The organism is Flavobacterium sp. 90, from assembly GCF_004339525.1.
Lineage (GTDB): Bacteria > Bacteroidota > Bacteroidia > Flavobacteriales > Flavobacteriaceae > Flavobacterium.
In genome coordinates this window covers 3,584,871-3,602,399 of record NZ_SMGE01000001.1, presented here as the reverse complement: position 1 = coordinate 3,602,399, position 17,529 = coordinate 3,584,871, and the positions used below count along the sequence as shown (strand labels likewise).

The window sequence follows — 17,529 nt, the reverse complement described above, 5'->3', positions numbered from 1 at the left end:
CGCGTCAAAAACAACACACAGAAACATTAAAATATTTAACCAAACAAAACCACAAAAACCTAATGCACGACAAAATTAGTTTAAAAGAAAAAATAGGTTACGGCCTTGGAGACGCCGCATCGTCTATGTTCTGGAAAATTTTCAGCATGTATCTTCTATTTTTCTACACCGATGTTTTCGGTTTGGCGCCAGCCATAGTTGGAACCATGTTTTTGATTACCAGAATCTGGGATTCTTGTTTTGACCCAATCGTAGGAATCATCGCTGACCGAACAAAAAGTAAATGGGGAAAATTCAGACCCTATTTATTATGGGTTGCTATACCTTTTGCCGTTATTGGAGTTTTGACTTTTTACACACCAGATTTTGACGAAAAAGGAAAAATAATATACGCCTACGTAACCTATTCTGCGATGATGATGATCTATTCGTTAATCAATGTACCGTATGCATCACTTTTAGGCGTTATGTCTTCTGACCGAAAAGAAAGAACCACATTATCCTCTTATAGAATGGTTTTTGCTTTTGGCGGAAGTCTTTTGGCACTTTGGTTAATTGAACCATTAGTAAATTACTTCGGCGGAAGCCTGAATTCTAAAACAGGTTGGTTGGCAACAATTTCCGTTTTTGGAGTAATTACAACAGCTTTTTTCTGGGGTTGTTTTTTCTTTACAAAAGAAAGAGTAAAACCAATTTCTGACGAAAAAAACAATCTAAAAGAAGATCTAAAAGATTTATTAAAAAATAAACCATGGTGGATTTTATTAGGTGCCGGAATTGGCGCTTTAGTATTTAATTCAATCCGCGATGGTGCAGCCGTTTATTACTTTAAATATTACGTAAGCAGTAGCGTAAATTTTGATTTTTCGCTTTTTGGAACAGATTTTCACATGACGCCAACTTCTATTTATTTGGTTTTGGGACAAGCTGCAAATATTATTGGAGTTATCGCCGCGACACCAATCGCAAACAGAATCGGAAAAAAGAAAACCTTTTTTGGTGCAATGGCATTAGCCGCAATATTGAGTTTGGTTTTCTATTTCTTCGGGAAAGAAGATATTATGTTAATCCTGATTTTCCAGGTTTTAATCAGTATTTGTGCCGGTTGCATTTTCCCATTAATCTGGTCAATGTATGCAGATAGCGCCGATTATTCAGAATGGAAACAAGGACGAAGAGCAACAGGATTAGTTTTCTCAGCTTCGTCAATGTCACAAAAATTTGGATGGACAATTGGTGGCGCAGGAACCGGATGGCTTTTAGGCTATTATGGTTTTCAGGCAAATGTCGAGCAAACTGCCGTAACTCAAAACGGAATTCAATTAATGTTAAGTATTCTTCCTGCCATTGCAGCAATTATATCAGTCGTTTTTATCTTATTCTATCCATTATCTGAAGAAAAACTTCAAATAATCGAACAAGATTTAGACGAAAAACGAGACCAGAACAATTAAACCCATACAGATACTGAAATCAAATCATATGACAACAATAACCTCTTCGGCTATATTTCAAGATAGAAAAGTAGCATTAGAAAAAGAACATAGAACATTGGTTGAGCAAAAAAATGCTCCACAAGATCAAGCTGGAAACGGCATTTACGAACGCTACAAAAACCCGGTTGTTACAGCAGCTCACGTGCCTTTGAACTGGCGTTTTGATCTCAACGAAAGAACAAATCCGTTTTTGCAGGAAAGAATCGGAATGAACGCAGCATTTAACGCTGGCGCAATGAAATGGAACGGAAAATATATCCTTGCCGTTCGTGTAGAAGGAATTGACAGAAAATCTTTTTTCGCTATAGCGGAAAGTCCAAACGGTGTTGATAATTTCAAGTTTTGGGAGAAACCATGCGTGATTCCACAAACCTCAGAACCTGACACAAACGTTTATGACATGCGTTTAATCAACCATGAAGACGGCTGGGTTTACGGAATTTTTTGTACCGAAAGAAAAGATCCAAAAGCTCCAAAAGGCGATACAAGTTCGGCTGTAGCCAATGCCGGAATCGTTCGTTCTAAAGATTTAATTCACTGGGAAAGATTACCGGATTTAATTTCAAATACAGGACAACAACGCAATGTAGTTTTGCATCCGGAATTTGTAGACGGAAAATATGCCTTATACACGCGTCCACAAGATGGATTTATTGATGTTGGAGCCGGTGGTGGAATTGGTTTAGGATATGTAGATGACATGACAAATCCAGTTGTAAAAGACGAAAAAATTATCTTCGGGAAACAATATCATACCATTTATGAATTAAAAAATGGTCTTGGTCCAGCTCCAATTAAAACCGAAAAAGGCTGGTTGCATCTTGCACACGGAGTTCGAAATACTGCCGCAGGATTACGCTACACACTTTATATGTTCATGACAGATTTGAATGATATTTCGAAAGTTACGCACGTTCCGGCAGGACATTTTATGGGTCCTGAAGGAATTGAAAGAGTTGGCGATGTATCGAATGTTTTATTCTCAAACGGATGGATCGAAGACAATGACGGAACCGTTTATGTATATTATGCTTCATCTGACACCAGAATGCACGTTGCAGTTTCATCTGTAGAAAAACTAGTTGATTATGTTACAAATGCGCCTTCGGATACTTTTATTTCTGCAGGATCAGTAAAAACAATCATTAGCCAAATCGAAAAAAACAACACAATTTAATACATCGTGTCACAAAAATTAAAACAGCTTAAAGCAGAATTATCGACTGAACTTGATTCAATTTTGAACTATTGGTCACAACATACTTTAGACAATCAAAATGGAGGTTTTATTGGTCAGATTGATTTCAACGATCATATAATTGCCAATACTGAAAAAGGTTCTGTTTTGAATGCCAGAATTTTATGGACTTTTTCTTCAAGTTATAAAGTCACAAAAAATGAAAGTCATAAAACAATCGCCAAACGTGCTTTTGATTTTCTTTCGGATAATTTTTATGATCCTGAATTTGGAGGTTTATTTTGGAGTATCAACGCTGATAAAACACCAAAAGATACTAAAAATCAAATCTATGCTTTAGCTTTTGCGATTTATGGTTTATCTGAATATTATGCTATTTCTAAAGACAATAAAGCTTTAGAAATAGCCATAAATTTATATTCACAAATACAAAAACACAGCTACGATCCTGTAAATAAAGGTTATTTTGAAGCTTTAACCCGCGATTGGCAACCTATTGAAGATTTACGTTTGAGCGATAAAGATGCCAACGAAAAAAAGACAATGAACACACATTTGCACATTGTTGAAGCATATGCAAATTTGTTTAAAGTCTGGAAAGATAAAAAATTACAAAGCGATATAATCGAGTTATTAGAGACAATAGAAAACCATTTCATCAATACAGAAACAGGACATTTACGATTGTTTTTTGATGAAAACTGGATCGAAAAACCAGACGTAATCTCTTATGGTCATGATATCGAAGCAGCTTGGCTTTTGTTACAATGTGCCGAAATATCTGAAGATGGAAATTTAATTGCCACTTATAAAAAACACGCCATTCAAATGGCCAATGTTACACAGGAAGGTTTAGATTCTGATGGCGGATTATGGTATGAACTTGATCCTGAAAAGAACGAATTAATTGCCGAAAAACATTGGTGGGTTCAAGCCGAAGCTTTAATTGGTTTTTATAATGCGTATCAATTAACCGGAGATCAAAAGTATCTGAACATTGTGTACAAAAACTGGGAATTCATACAAAAACACATTTTAGACAAACAAAACGGAGAATGGTTTTGGGGAATTAATCTTGATAATTCCCGACTTGAGAAAGACAAAGCAGGTTTCTGGAAATGCCCGTATCATAATGGCCGCGCTTGTTTAGAGCTCATTCATAGAATAGAAAACTAAATATTCCCGCGTTTTCAAAAGTAAATTTATTGTATTAAAAAATAATGATTATGAAACAATTCCTTTTTTTTAGTTTACTTTTTCTAACTACAATAACAAACGCTCAGACCAACCTGATCAAAAATGGCGGATTCGAAAGTGAGCTCATAAATTGGCGCGGAGAAGAAATTGCGTCAATTTCTCCATATGATAAAAAATTTGGACAAAAAAGTGCCTTAATCAATCAATTCGTTGGAGCCGAATGGAAAGCTCTTGATCAAATTGTTTCGCTTCCTAAAAATACCTATGCTGTAGAATTTAGTGTTTGGATAAAAACAGAAAGTATTGAAGATCAAAAAGAAGCTTATAAAGCCGGCGCTATGATTGCCGAATTTACAGACGGATCTGAAAAGAAAATTACCTCCGAAAATATCGCACAAGTTAAAGGAACTACAGCCTGGACAAATTATAAAAAAACAATTAAAGTTCCTGCCGATGCAAAAAAGATCAGAATCATGCTGGCATTAGCACAAACAAATGGTTCTATTTATTTTGATGATGTAAAAGCAATTACAATTTCTGAAGAAGAATATCTAAAACAAAATCCAATTGCTGTAAGTACTGAAAGTCCAAAAAGCGATTCAGGTTTAAAAACATTTTCAAACGGAAATTTTGAAAATAACCTTTCTTCATGGAATGGATCCGGGTTAATTTCAACTACAGATAAAAAAGAAGGAAATGCAGCATCAGAAATAACATCAAAAACAGCCGAATGGAAATCTATTGATCAAATTGCTGATATTAACGCAAACGACAAAACAATTGAAATTTCAGGCTGGCTAAAAGCAAAAGACATTCAACAAGGCAAAGACAGCTGGAATAACGGTATGCTAATTATTGAATTCAAAAAAGATAATAATCAAAAAGCATCAGAAGACCAAGTAATTGCGGCTGTAACAGGAACTACAGACTGGACATCATTTCAAAAATCATTTACAATTCCGCAAGGAGCTTTACAATACCGAATCATGATTGCATTAAGCAACTGTACGGGAACATTATTAGCTGATAACATTGAGGTAAAACTCTCTAAATAAAATTTAAAATGAAAACTACATTTCTCAAAATAGCATTTATAAGTCTCTCGGTTTTAGCCCTGACAAGTTGTTCTAGTGATAATAATGGATCACAAGATGAAGTAATCAGTAATCCGCCTGCAGAAACAGATCCGTTGACGACACAAAACGCTACCACATACATGGTCGATCCAAGTGCTACCAAAGAAACTGTAGCTTTATTTTATAACTTAAAAAAACTGGCAAAAACTAAAATCGCAATCGGACAACAAGATGCTTTTAGTGGTTTTTATCAGGATAATGGCGGAGACTCGGATATAAAAAAAAATACAGGTTCTGATCCTGCTCTTTTAGGTTCTGACTTTATATTTATTACTGACAAAAACAACAATAATCAAGCAGATAATTGGTTTTATCAACAAGAATTAAATACAATTAGTAATGTAAAAAGTGCTTACGCGAAAGGTATAATCAATACTTTTTCGTGGCATTTAAGAGAACCTAATAAGGAAGATTCTTTTTATGCATCAGATATGACTGACAGCCAAAAAGCAACAGCTTTTAAAAGTATTCTACCTGGTGGAGCAAACAACGAATGGTACAAGAAAAAACTGGACAAAGTTGCAAGTGTATTCTTAAGTTTAAAAGGTGCAAATGGCGAATTGATTCCAGTAATTTTCAGACCGTTTCATGAGTTTGACGGAAGCTGGTTTTGGTGGGGCGCTAATTTTTGTTCTGCCGATGATTATAAAAAAGTGTATCAATTTACGGTTGATTATTTAAAAAACACAAAAGGTGTTCATAACGTTTTGTATGCTTTTTCGCCTGACAACTCTTATACAACCGCAGATAATTATTTAAGCAGATATCCCGGAGATAAATATGTCGACGTTCTTGGAATGGATAATTATGGTGATTTTGATAATCAAGGTCAAACTGGCGCTACTAAAGCAAATGCAAAACTAATAATGATTGGAAGTCTGGCAGCCAGTAAAGTAAAAATCGCAGCATTGACAGAAACGGGATATCAGGTTACGGCAACAAAATCTCCCGTTACAGATTGGTTTTCGAATTATTTATATGGCGCAATAAGCAATACTCAAGGATATGATTCGACGATATCGATTAGTTATGTAATGTTCTGGAACAATGTTAAAGACGGATATTTTGTTCCGAATGGTTCTGTATCGAATGCGACAGATTTTAAAACATTTGCTACAAAACCAAAATCGGCATTATTGAATACTTTGCCTAAGATGTATGAATTACCAAAGTAACGGTTATCGTTAAAATGGCACACGGATTTGAACAGATTTAAACAGGTTTACGCGGTTTTTTTGTCATTTCGACGCAAGGAGAAATCACACTCGTGAATCGACAAAGATTGAAGATTTTAGCAACGGAGTTTCTTGTGAGATTTCTCGTTCCTCGAAATGACAAGATTGTGGAAAAAAAAGTCACTAATAAACACCTAAAGCCCTAGCCCTGATAGAAGTGGAAATCCTTTTTATTTTTTCTTTAAAAATAAAAAGATTGAAATGGATAGCAGGAAATAGCTCCAAAAAAAATGAAAAAATGAAAAATAGATTTCTAAAAACTCTCGGATTAGCTTTAATTTTTTCTACGATCGCTTGTCAGTCGCAGGAAAGAATTACGGTGAAGGGAACGCAATTTTACAAAGGCGATAAGCCGTACAGTTATATTGGCACGAATTATTGGTACGGAAGTTTGTTAGCTTCGAAAAAAGTGGGTGACCGAAAAAGATTGCTTCGGGAACTGGATTTAATGCAGAAATACGGAATCGACAATTTAAGGATTTTAGTTGGCGGCGATGGCGGAAAATATGATTTTACCGTTCGCCCGGCTTTGCAATATGAGCAGGGAAAATATGATGAAGATTTGCTGGATGGTTTAGATTTTTTGATTAACGAAATGAGCAAACGAAAAATGTATGCGGTTTTGTATTTGACCAACAACTGGGAATGGTCCGGCGGAATGTCGCAATATTTAGAATGGAATGGAAAAGGTCCAATTCCGGTTCCGAATATTGCTCCAAATACGTGGCCACAATTTATGGCTTATACACAACAATTTTATAGTTGTGAACCTTGTATGAAAGGTTTAGAAGATCATGTGAAATTTATTATTGGAAGAACTAACGCTTATTCGCATAAAAAATATACGGAAGATAATACGATTATGGCGTGGCAAGTTGGGAACGAACCAAGACTTTTTACGGTAGAAAATGAAGCAAAATTCACAACTTGGCTGAATAATATTGTAGATTTAATTGACAGTTTAGACAAAAATCATCTGATTTCTACAGGTTCTGAAGGGAAAAATAGTTCGAACGACAGTATGGGAATTTTCGAACGAACGCATCAAAACACAAATATTGATTATTTGACAATGCATATTTGGCCCAAAAACTGGAATTGGTTTAAGGCTGATAATGCAGAAAAAACTTTGCCAACAACACTCGAAAATGCGGGAAAATATATTGACGAACATATTGCTGTAGCCAATAATTTGAAACGACCAATTATTATCGAAGAATTTGGTTTGGGAAGAGAAAACGAAAGTTTACTTGGAACCTCAACTGTTGCGAGCAGAGATATTTTCTACAATTACATTTTTAACCGAGTTGCCGAAAGCCGTAAAAACAATGGTCCGTTGCAAGCGGCAAATTTCTGGGGATTTGGCGGCGAAGGAAAAGCGGTTAACGCAACCGGAAAATGGAATCCCGGCGATCCTTTAACAACAGATCCGCCACAAGAACCTCAAGGATTAAACTCTGTTTTTTCTTCGGATAAATCGACTTTGGATATTGTGAAGAAATACAATCAAAAATTGAAATAATTTAAATCGTAACGAATCTTTTATATTTCAAACCCGACAGATTTTAAAACCTGTCGGGTTTATTTATTCATAACGGAGACGCACTGCTGTGCGCCTCTACGATTTTGCGCCTCTACAATCAACACGTATACAATTCACATTTTACAGAATACATTTTACAAAACACATTTCACATCTTACGCTAAAATCTTTTCAATCGCATTCAATTCATCTGATGAAAATTCCAGACTTTGCAAACAATCAATATTATTATTTAATTGTCTCACGGAACTTGCGCCAATTAAAACGGACGTAATTCTTTTGTCTTTTTGCAACCAGGCCAAAGCCATTTGTGCCAAAGATTGATTACGGTTTTGAGCAATTTCATTCAGTTGAACTAATTTCTGAATGCGTTCCTGCGTCACCTCGTTTTCTTTTAAATGTCCGTTTGGATTATGTGCTCTTGAATTTTCCGGAATTCCGTTTAGATATTTATCTGTTAAAAGTCCTTGTGCCAAAGGCGAAAATGCTATACAACCAACTCCTTTTTCTTCGAGAACATCCAGCAAACCATTTTCTACCCAACGTTCCAACATCGAATATTTTGCCTGATGAATCAAACATGGCGTTCCCAACTGTTTCAAAACATCAACCGCAACACGAGTCTGCTCTGCCGAATAATTACTGATTCCAACATACAACGCTTTTCCGGATCTAACGGCATAATCGAGCGCCATCATGGTTTCTTCAATTGGCGTCTCGGGATCAGGACGATGCGAATAGAAAATATCTACATAATCGACTTTCATTCGCTTTAAACTCTGATCTAAACTTGACAGTAAATATTTGCGGGAACCCCAATCTCCATAAGGTCCGTTCCACATTGTATAACCTGCTTTGGTCGAAATAATAATTTCATCACGCAAATTTCCCTGAAAATTATGCCACAGGATTTTTCCAAAATTAGTCTCCGCCGAACCTGGAATTGGTCCGTAATTATTCGCAAGATCAAAATGAGTAATTCCTTTATCAAAAGCTTCTACAGCAATAGATTCTGCATTATCAAAATTATCAACGGATCCGAAATTGTGCCATAATCCTAAAGAAATTTCCGGCAATAATAACCCGCTTTTTCCACATCTGTTATATTTCATTGTTTTACTTTAATGGTTGGTAGTTTTATAGATTTTAAAGGTAGAAAACAAACTTCAATTTTTAAAAATCTAATTAGTCTTTAATTTTGTAAATTTGTTTAAATAATAAAATTATGGAAAATAATTGGCAAAATTTAATTTCGATAAATCCAGACATTAGATTTGGTAAACCTGTCATTAATGGAACTAGAATTTGTGTTTCTGATATTCTTTCCTGGCTTTCTACGGGAATGTCTTTTGACGAAATCATTGAAGATTTTCCTGAATTAAAAAAAGAGCATATTCTTGCTGCTTTGGCTTTTGCTGCTAATAGAGAAAACATTACAAAAATAGTAGCAGCATAATGAAATTACTTTTGGACGCTAATATTTCGTGGAGAACAATAAAGCTTGTTGAAAATGCCTTTGTAGGCTGCTTACATGCTAAAGACATAATTAATATAAAACAGCCTGCGAAAGATATAGAAATCTGGGAGTTTGCAAGAAAAAACAACTTTACCATACTTACACATGATGACGATTTTGAAAAATTATTACTTTTAAAAGGAACTCCTCCAAAAGTCATTATTTTAAAAACTTTTAATAAAAACACAAAAGAAATTGCTCAAATTCTAATTTCAAAAAAGGAAATTATTGAATCTTTTATTTCTAATAAAGATCTAATGATTTTAGAAATTTATTAATAAAGTTGTGTTTTTTTTTAATCGCGCAAAGACGCAGAGACGCAAAGTTTTTCATACATAGCCCCTAGTTTCAACTAGGGGATAGGATTTGTACAGAAAAGGGCTTTAGCCAAAACATTAATAATTTGGCTAAAGCCTTAAAAAAATTAAAACCAATTCATCTTCCCCTAGTTAAAACTAGGGGCTATGCAAAAAAAATCGCCACGAATTCACGAATTTAAAACAATTTATTCGTGAATTCGTGGCGAAAAAAAACTTTGCGGCTTCGCGGCTTTGCGAGATTAAAAAACTTTACTCTTTTATTTCAAAACCACTTTCTAAACCATTTTCAGAACTTCCTCCAACCATGATTTTAAAAGTTCCTGGTTCTACTAAATAATTCCCATCATTATCATAAAAACCAAGTTCTTTATCTGTCAAAGTAAAAGTTACTGTTTTAGTTTCTCCCTTTTTCAAGTCAACTAATTCAAACCCTTTTAACTCTTTTATTGGTCGAATAATGCTTGCATATTGATCATGAATATACAATTGTACGACTTCTTTTCCGTCATAATTTCCAGAGTTTGTAACCGTAACGCTTACTTGTACATTTTCGCCTTTTGCAAAAGCAGTTTTATTTAATTTCAGATCTTTATAATCAAATTTGGTATAACTCAAACCAAAACCAAACGGAAACTGAGGTGTTTTTTCTACATCCATATAATGCGACCAGAAAACATTTTTGTCAACATCTATTGGTCTTCCCGTACTGTATTTATTGTAATAAATCGGAACCTGCCCTACATTTCTAGGGAATGACATAGGCAATTTTCCACTTGGATTATAATCTCCGTATAAAACCTGCGCAACAGCATTTCCTGTTTGAGTTCCTAAATGCCAAGCTTCAACAATCGCAGGAACATGCTCTGCAGCCCACGGAATACTCAACGGACGACCATTATTTAAAACCAAAACAACATTTGGATTCACTTTATAAATTTCTTCCAGTAATTCTTGCTGAACTCCAGGCAAATTAAGATCCGTTCTACTTCTTCCCTCACCACTTTGAAAACCATGTTCACCTAAAACCATCACGACAACATCGGCATTTTTTGCAACTGTTTTTGCCGCTTCAAAACCGCTTTTATCAGTTGTATTAAAAATAACCTCATCTAAGAAACTTGTTTTTCCAACAACCAAATCAGCACCTTTTTCAAACGTCAATTGATTGTCTTTGTATTGCTGCATTCCTTCCAAAACCGAAACTGCAGTATTATTATCCGAAGCAATTCTCCAACTTCCTAACGGACTATTTTTATCGTTTGCCAAAGCGCCAATCAAAGCAATCTTTTGTCCGGATTTCTTTAGCGGAAGTAAACCTTTGTCATTCTTCAACAATACAATAGACTTCTTCGCCATGTCCAGAACTCCATCATTATTGGCTTTACTTCCAACAACCGCTTTTTCACGTTTTTCGTCACAATTTTTATAAGGGTTGTCAAATAATCCCAATTCAAATTTTACACGCAAAATTCTGCGAACTGCATCATCAACCAAAGCTTCTTTTACCTTTCCTTCTCTTACTAAAGCAGCTAATTTCGCCACATACAAATACGATTCCATATCCATATCAGAACCTGCAATTACCGCTTTTGCCGTTGCATCGTCTTCATCTTTTGCATAACCGTGCGCAATCATTTCGCGAATCGAAGCATAATCTGAAATCACAAAACCGTCAAACTTCCATTTTCCTTTTAGAATATCCCTTTGCAAAAAAACATTTCCCGTTGCCGGAACGCCATTTAAAGTATTAAACGAATTCATAAACGTACGAACTCCAGCGTCAACCGTCGCTTTAAAAGGTGGCAAAACCGAATTATACAATTTAGAATTACTAATATCTACAATATTATATTCCAATCCGGCCTCAACATAACCGTACGCCGCGAAGTGTTTTGCACAAGCTGCAATCGTATTTACTTTAGCCAAATCAGCGATTGTTTCTCCCTGAAAACCTTTCACTCTAGCGATCGCAATTTTACTTCCCAAATACGGATCTTCACCCGCACCTTCCATCACGCGTCCCCAACGAGCATCATTTGCAACATCGACATTTGGACCAAAAGTCCAGTTAATTCCAGATGCCGAAGCTTCATCAGCCGCTATAGCCGCCGATTTTTTAATCGCTTCCAAATCCCAACTCGCAGCTTCTGCCAGCGGAATTGGACTCAACGTTTTATAACCATGAATAACGTCAAAACCTATAATCAACGGAATCCCCAAACGAGTTTCTTCAACCGCAATTTTCTGAACTGCGCGAACTTCTTTCACTCCACGAACGGTCAGCATCGATCCAACCCAGCCTTTACGTAAATGTTCGTATTTCAACTCAGCCGTTCCGCCTTTTGGAGCTGGTCCCGTAACATCCCAAAATCCGTTATATTGGTTCATTTGCCCCACTTTTTCCTCCAGCGTCATCAATGGCAAAAGAAGATCAATACGTTCTTCAACAGTTTTATTTTTATCCAAATAAGGCTTTTTCTGTGCATTCATATTTCCAACAATAAACAGGGCAAAAACCCCAATAATTAGTATTTTTTTATTTTTCATATATGGTTTAATGGTCAGATAGTTTTTTTTTAAGGTTCTGAGGTACTAAGTTGCTAAGCTACTAAGATTAATATTTTGGGCGTGTCCCGCCGAAAAAAGCGGGTCGGGCTATCCATTTCAAGTCCTCGCACTTCCTTCGTCAGGCTGTGGGCTTTCCTCTTCTATCCCTCACGCGAACGGTTAGCGAGATGGTTTTGTTTTCAAAAGAAAAACTTCAATTTCCATAATCTTGTCATTTCGACGGAGGAGAAATCACACACGTAACTCGACAAAGAATGGCAACTTTGATTGCGGAGTTTCTAGTGTGATTTCTCCCTTCGGTCGAAATGACAAAAATGAACTCAATTTCCAATCTTTGTCGAGTTTGATTGCGGGACTTCGACTTCGCTCAGTCTGACAAAAAATGAGACAAAAACAACAAAAAATCAGCATCAATCCGTTAAACCAGTAAAATCCGTGGGCAATTATTTTATTCAGAAATAAAACAAGAAGCTGGCAAATTCACTTTATTAAACAAATCTGATTGCGTTGTATTCCCCCACGCAAATCTCACTTTTACAGGATTTGAAACTTTTTTACTCGTCAAAACAACCTGATTATTTTTTATTGAAGCTTCTGTTGGATAGAAAACTCCATCGGTTCCAGCCACTTCAAATTGATTTGAAACTTTGTTCTTAAAATACAACCCTTCTGAATAATCAAACGAAACTATTACTTTGTTTTTCTCTATTTTTAGATCTTTAAAAAGTGGTCCATTTACCACATTGTTATTCGTTTTGTAAATATCGGCTAAAGCCAAATTTGCCAAACGAATTCCAACCGACTTTTTATTTTTAGGATGAATATCTATAGTATCCGAGATATCACTTGTCAGAACCATTCCTGTTTTTGGAACTTCTTTCAGGACTTTTCTTTGAGAGTTTCTAACCGTTACATTAGAAAAATTATTACTTCCGGTTTTATAAGGCGCAATCTGAACGAAATAAAAAGGAAATTCGTCTTGCCAGGCTTTTCTCCACGAAGTAATCAAAGCTGATAATGTTTTGTCATAAACCAGTGAACCAACATTAGACTCGCCTTGATACCAAAGCGTTCCAGCAATCTTGAAACCTACAAACGGATAAATCATAGCATTATAAGCACGTCCGGGTTGGCGAGGTCCATATTCTTGTTCGTTGAGTTTTTTGGCATTTTCTAATAAAACAGCATCATTCTGAACCACTTCTTCCGGAATCCAGATTTCAGCCGGAGTTCCGCCCCAATTTGAAGAAATTAATCCAATTGGTACATTTTTTAAATCTTCGCGTAAGCGTTTAGCAAAGAAATAACCAATTGCGCTAAAGTATTTCATCGTTTCCGGAGTCGATTCTGTCCAGTTTCCAAGTAAATTATTTTGTGGACTTGTAGCGGTTAATTTCGGAACTAAGAAAAACCGAATATTAGGATTCGTCGCATTTTTCATTTCTTCTTCGCCATTATCGATTCCCCAGCTTGCAGACATTTCCATATTAGATTGTCCGGAACAAACCCAAACTTCGCCAATCATAATATTTTTTAGAACGACTTCATTATATCCTTTTATAGAAATCGTATAAGGACCGCCGGCTTCGGGAGTTTTGATATGAAGTTCCCATTGCGCCTGATTGTTTGCAACTACTTTATATTCCTGATTGTTCCAACTCGAAACCAATTTGATTTCTTCCTTTGGATTTCCCCAACCCCAAATCTTCACTTCGGAGTTGCGTTGCAAAACCATATTGTCGCTAAAAATATTCGGAAGCGTAACGTTTGCCATCATAGTACTGGAAATCATCAGAATGAAAACAAACTTAAATATATTATTTTTCATTTAGTAACTTTTTTAAAAATGGAGCATATTCATCTGCCAGAACTTTATGATCTGCAACATCAGGATGTCCTAAACAACCTTTTGGCGTCATAGATTTAAACTTGAAAATCAGAATTTCTTTATGTGATTTATCATTCGCGAAAGCAGCTTTTACTTTGTTCAGACAATCTTCAAAAACAATCGCTCTGTCTCCGCCAACCATTGGACTATTTGTGATTACAATCTGCGCATTCGGATTGTGCTTGTATAACATTTTGATAAAGTTGATATAATTCGAAACGTATTTCTCTTGATTAAAAGACAAACGTTCTTTTTTTCCATCTCCGCCCGAAAAATCATTGGTTCCTAACGCAATACTGATAATATTTGGCTGAAAAGCAAAATCATATTTAGGTTTTGAAGGATCTTTTGTCAAATATAAATTCTCGTAAACATCCGGCATTATAGCTTCGTCTTTGTTTTCGTCATTCCAGTTGCGGTACATTCCAATTCCGGAAACAGAACTTACTAAATAATCAACGCCAATTTCTCTTGAAATTCTTGGTCCATAAGCATAATAACCATTATGATGATCCATATATTCGCCTTTATCACAATCAACTGAATCACTCGCTGCTGCACAAGTAATCGAATCTCCAATAAATTCGATTTTCTTTTTCTTTTTTGCCGAAATTGTAGTCAGTTTTGCTGTAGTTCCTGCAAATAAAATATTCCCGCTTTGTGCTTCGGTATTTTTATAAACTTCTAAAAGATGTACTTTTTTCTTTGCGGTAACTTTTATCGGAAAAGATTGTGCTGCACCTTTTTCGATTCTTAATTTTCCAATAAATTTTCCGTCTAAAACTATTGAAGCATAATTATGATGTTCATAAGAATCTACGCTTTGAAGTGAAATAGAACATTCATTTCCTGTAAAATTAAAAGAAACAGAAGAAGCTGTTCCAATTAAAACAACGGTATTATTTTGGAGTTTTTCAACCCGACCGGCGTAAAGAAAATTATTGTTTTTAGTTTGTGAAATACTAGTTGCCGAAATCAGCAAAAACAAAATTAAAAGGGATATTTTTTTGAGAAACATAATTTATTTGTTAAAATATAAATACGATTCACAAATATATTTGAAATGCAGTATATAGAAAGATACTAAAACATCAAAAAGCAATAAAAAAACACCAATTTATAAGACTATTTTATCCTTTTTATCGTTAGTTAATAAACTACATTGCAAACGATATCTTTTATCACTCAAAAGCAGCGATAATCTTCATCAATTAAATTTCACATTACCTCTTAAAAATGAAGTCAACCTTATATGTTGCATTTGCAGCAATTTTTGTATTCTCGTCCTTTACTGTAAAGACAAAAACTACGTTTGAATCTAGTTCTATTAAGGTAACACAAAATAAAATAGACAGAGATTCTATTATTCTTTATGCAAAACAATATCTGGGAACGCCTTATTTGTATGCAGGAAATGACCCGAAAAAAGGATTCGATTGTTCGGGTTTTGTAAATTATGTTTTTAAAAATTACGATATTACTTTACCAAGAAGTTCAAGTGGTTTTAAAAATTTAGGCACAAAATTATCTCCCGAAGATTTTAAAGTGGGAGATATTTTAGTTTTTTATGGCTACAAGAACAAAACAATTGTTGGTCATGTTGGGATTATTTGTGAAGCAAATGGCATGCATTCAAAATTTATTCACGCTTCTTCCGGAAAAGCCGGAAGCGTAACGATCAGCGATTTAGATTCTGATCATTATAGCAAACGTTATTATAAATGTATTGATGTTATTTCTAAATAGATTTTTTGCCACGAATTGCACGAATTTTCACGAATTAATATTTTAGCTTTTCTGCATTAAAAAATTAGTGAAAATTCGTGTAATTCGTGGCAAACCTTTTTATTCTTCTGTAAGTAGTTTTATCAAACTTTCGTCTCTTTGATAAACGTCTTTATAAAAATTCAGATTTCCTTTTCTGTCGACCCAAGCCGTAAAATATCCGATATAAACAGGAACTTTCTTTTTTAAGGTGTACCAGCTTTCTTTTCCGGCGTGCATTGCTTTGTCAATTCGGGCGGGAGTCCACGAAGGATCTTGTTTTAAAAGTTCGATCGCTAAATCTCTTGGTTTTCCTACGCGTACACATCCGTGGCTAAAAGCTCTGCTTTCTCTCTCGAACAAACTTTTTGCGGGTGTATCGTGTAAATAAATATTATTGGAATTCGGGAACAGAAATTTCACCAAACCAAGCGAATTATTTTTTCCAGGCAACTGGCGAACGGCACCATTATTCCACTCCAGATTTTTCTGAGCCAAATAATTTTTGTTTTTTGCCATTCCGGGTTTTATCTCTTTATTGATAATGCTCGTTGGAACATTCCAATACGGACTAAAAACAATATTGTTCATCATTCCGCTAAAAATAACGGTTTGCGTCATTGCTTTTCCAACTACAACCGGTGATACAAAAGCAATTTGATGATCGCGAATTAAATACAATCTAAACTCCGGAATATTAACTTCTATATATTCCTGACCTTTTTCGAGCGCAGGATCAATCCATCTGCAACGCTCCATATTGGCAATAATCGTTTTGATTCTATCTGAAACCGGAATATTTAATTCGGCAATATGTTCGGGTAAGATTATATTTTTTGGAGTTAATCCGTGATGCGATTCAAAATTTTTAATAGATCCTATTAAAGTCGAATCGCAAATATTGCTTTTGGTATTTTCTTTAAGATCTCCGGAAATATAAAGCCTTTCTCTAATTTGCCCGATTGCAGGAACAGAATCTCCGATTTTTAAGCTTTTAAAATCTTCGCCAACTTCAATTGTTTTCCAGCCTCCTTTTTTTTCAATTTCTCTATATTCGTGAAGTGCATCACGAAGTTTGTAATATTGGCTGAACATTTTGCTCTTTTTGTCATCACTTATAGTCGCTTTATTATAAATGGAATCTGAAAAAACCTGATAATTGACTTTTTTTCGAGGTAAAAGCCATTCTAATGATTTTGTGGTTTTCTCATCTACACCGGATACTTTCTGAACATAGTAGAAATACAAATTGGTAATCATCAAATCAGTATCAGCTTTAGATAATTTATTATCTGCGATATGATCAAAAATAGGATTGATTTTTTCGTTATACGGAAAATTTGCCTTTAATCCTTCTCGGTCTAATCCTTTGTATTTATTAAATAAAGTACTTGCAAACTCAACAATACCTTTATTGTCCAGCCACAATTGAGTAGATTTATTTTTCTTGTATAAAGCAAAAACATCATTCTGAAATTTATCCAATTTAGGATAGGCTTGATAAAAAGCAGCAATTTTGGAACTATCGATTGAGATTTTTAGTTCTGGTATTACTTTTTCTACCGTTTTTTTTAGTTCTTCCTCCTTTTTTTCTCCTTTAGAATTACAAGAAACAGCAACAAAAATAAGCGTCACAGCAGCAAGCGAATACAAAATTTTCATAATAAT

At 35.1% G+C, this 17,529-nt stretch carries 14 protein-coding genes; 9 read left to right on the top strand and 5 right to left on the bottom strand.

Features of this window, described 5'->3' with window-relative positions; all coding sequences use genetic code 11:
- Window positions 1–62 precede the first annotated feature (62 nt).
- From C8C83_RS15150 to C8C83_RS15125, 6 genes are all read left to right on the top strand, one after another.
- The gene (locus C8C83_RS15150) at window positions 63–1,454 is read left to right on the top strand and encodes an MFS transporter (protein ID WP_121329272.1); all 1,392 of its coding nucleotides are present in this window, start codon (window positions 63–65) and stop codon (window positions 1,452–1,454) included.
- Window positions 1,455–1,482: 28 nt separating this feature from the next.
- Complete coding sequence (locus C8C83_RS15145) at window positions 1,483–2,673, top strand: glycosidase (RefSeq protein WP_121329271.1); 1,191 nt, start codon at window positions 1,483–1,485, stop codon at window positions 2,671–2,673.
- 6 nt (window positions 2,674–2,679) lie between these two features.
- On the top strand, window positions 2,680–3,870 hold the full coding sequence (locus tag C8C83_RS15140) for an AGE family epimerase/isomerase (RefSeq protein ID WP_121329270.1): 1,191 nt from the start codon (window positions 2,680–2,682) through the stop codon (window positions 3,868–3,870).
- A gap of 50 nt (window positions 3,871–3,920) precedes the next feature.
- Window positions 3,921–4,946, top strand: a complete 1,026-nt coding sequence (locus C8C83_RS15135; RefSeq protein ID WP_158598157.1) for a carbohydrate binding domain-containing protein — start codon at window positions 3,921–3,923, stop codon at window positions 4,944–4,946.
- 8 nt (window positions 4,947–4,954) lie between these two features.
- The gene (locus C8C83_RS15130) at window positions 4,955–6,202 is read left to right on the top strand and encodes a glycosyl hydrolase (RefSeq protein ID WP_132011801.1); all 1,248 of its coding nucleotides are present in this window, start codon (window positions 4,955–4,957) and stop codon (window positions 6,200–6,202) included.
- A 298-nt stretch (window positions 6,203–6,500) separates the two neighbouring features.
- Window positions 6,501–7,784 carry a cellulase family glycosylhydrolase gene (locus tag C8C83_RS15125; RefSeq protein WP_121330063.1) on the top strand — a complete coding sequence of 428 codons (1,284 nt, stop codon included), beginning with the start codon at window positions 6,501–6,503 and terminating at the stop codon, window positions 7,782–7,784.
- Window positions 7,785–7,960: 176 nt separating this feature from the next.
- On the opposite strand, the gene mgrA is transcribed toward C8C83_RS15125, so the two are convergent.
- Window positions 7,961–8,917, bottom strand: a complete 957-nt coding sequence (gene mgrA / locus C8C83_RS15120) for an L-glyceraldehyde 3-phosphate reductase (protein WP_121329268.1) — start codon at window positions 8,915–8,917, stop codon at window positions 7,961–7,963.
- A 113-nt stretch (window positions 8,918–9,030) separates the two neighbouring features.
- Here mgrA and C8C83_RS15115 point away from each other — a divergent pair, with 113 nt between their 5' ends.
- A complete protein-coding gene (locus C8C83_RS15115) occupies window positions 9,031–9,261 on the top strand; it encodes a DUF433 domain-containing protein (RefSeq protein WP_121329267.1) in 231 nt (76 codons plus the stop codon).
- Window positions 9,261–9,599, top strand: a complete 339-nt coding sequence (locus tag C8C83_RS15110) for a DUF5615 family PIN-like protein (RefSeq protein WP_121329266.1) — start codon at window positions 9,261–9,263, stop codon at window positions 9,597–9,599. The genes C8C83_RS15115 and C8C83_RS15110 overlap by 1 nt, the downstream gene beginning before the upstream one ends.
- Window positions 9,600–9,890: 291 nt before the next feature.
- Here C8C83_RS15110 and bglX read toward each other — a convergent pair whose 3' ends face one another.
- The 3 genes from bglX to C8C83_RS15095 form a co-directional block, all read right to left on the bottom strand.
- On the bottom strand, window positions 9,891–12,188 hold the full coding sequence (bglX, locus tag C8C83_RS15105; RefSeq protein WP_121329265.1) for a beta-glucosidase BglX: 2,298 nt from the start codon (window positions 12,186–12,188) through the stop codon (window positions 9,891–9,893).
- Window positions 12,189–12,657: 469 nt separating this feature from the next.
- Window positions 12,658–14,037 (bottom strand): sialate O-acetylesterase, encoded by a 1,380-nt coding sequence (locus C8C83_RS15100; RefSeq protein ID WP_121329264.1) that lies wholly within the window; start codon window positions 14,035–14,037, stop codon window positions 12,658–12,660.
- Window positions 14,027–15,115 (bottom strand): SGNH/GDSL hydrolase family protein, encoded by a 1,089-nt coding sequence (locus C8C83_RS15095; RefSeq protein ID WP_121329263.1) that lies wholly within the window; start codon window positions 15,113–15,115, stop codon window positions 14,027–14,029. The genes C8C83_RS15100 and C8C83_RS15095 overlap by 11 nt, the downstream gene beginning before the upstream one ends.
- Window positions 15,116–15,333: 218 nt before the next feature.
- Between C8C83_RS15095 and C8C83_RS15090 the strand changes: the two genes are divergently transcribed.
- Window positions 15,334–15,843, top strand: a complete 510-nt coding sequence (locus tag C8C83_RS15090) for a C40 family peptidase (RefSeq protein ID WP_121329262.1) — start codon at window positions 15,334–15,336, stop codon at window positions 15,841–15,843.
- 99 nt (window positions 15,844–15,942) lie between these two features.
- Here the strand turns inward: C8C83_RS15090 and C8C83_RS15085 are convergent, their stop codons facing one another.
- Window positions 15,943–17,523, bottom strand: coding sequence for a L,D-transpeptidase family protein (locus C8C83_RS15085; protein ID WP_121329261.1), 1,581 nt, complete (start codon window positions 17,521–17,523; stop codon window positions 15,943–15,945).
- Between the last annotated feature and the right edge of the window lie 6 nt (window positions 17,524–17,529).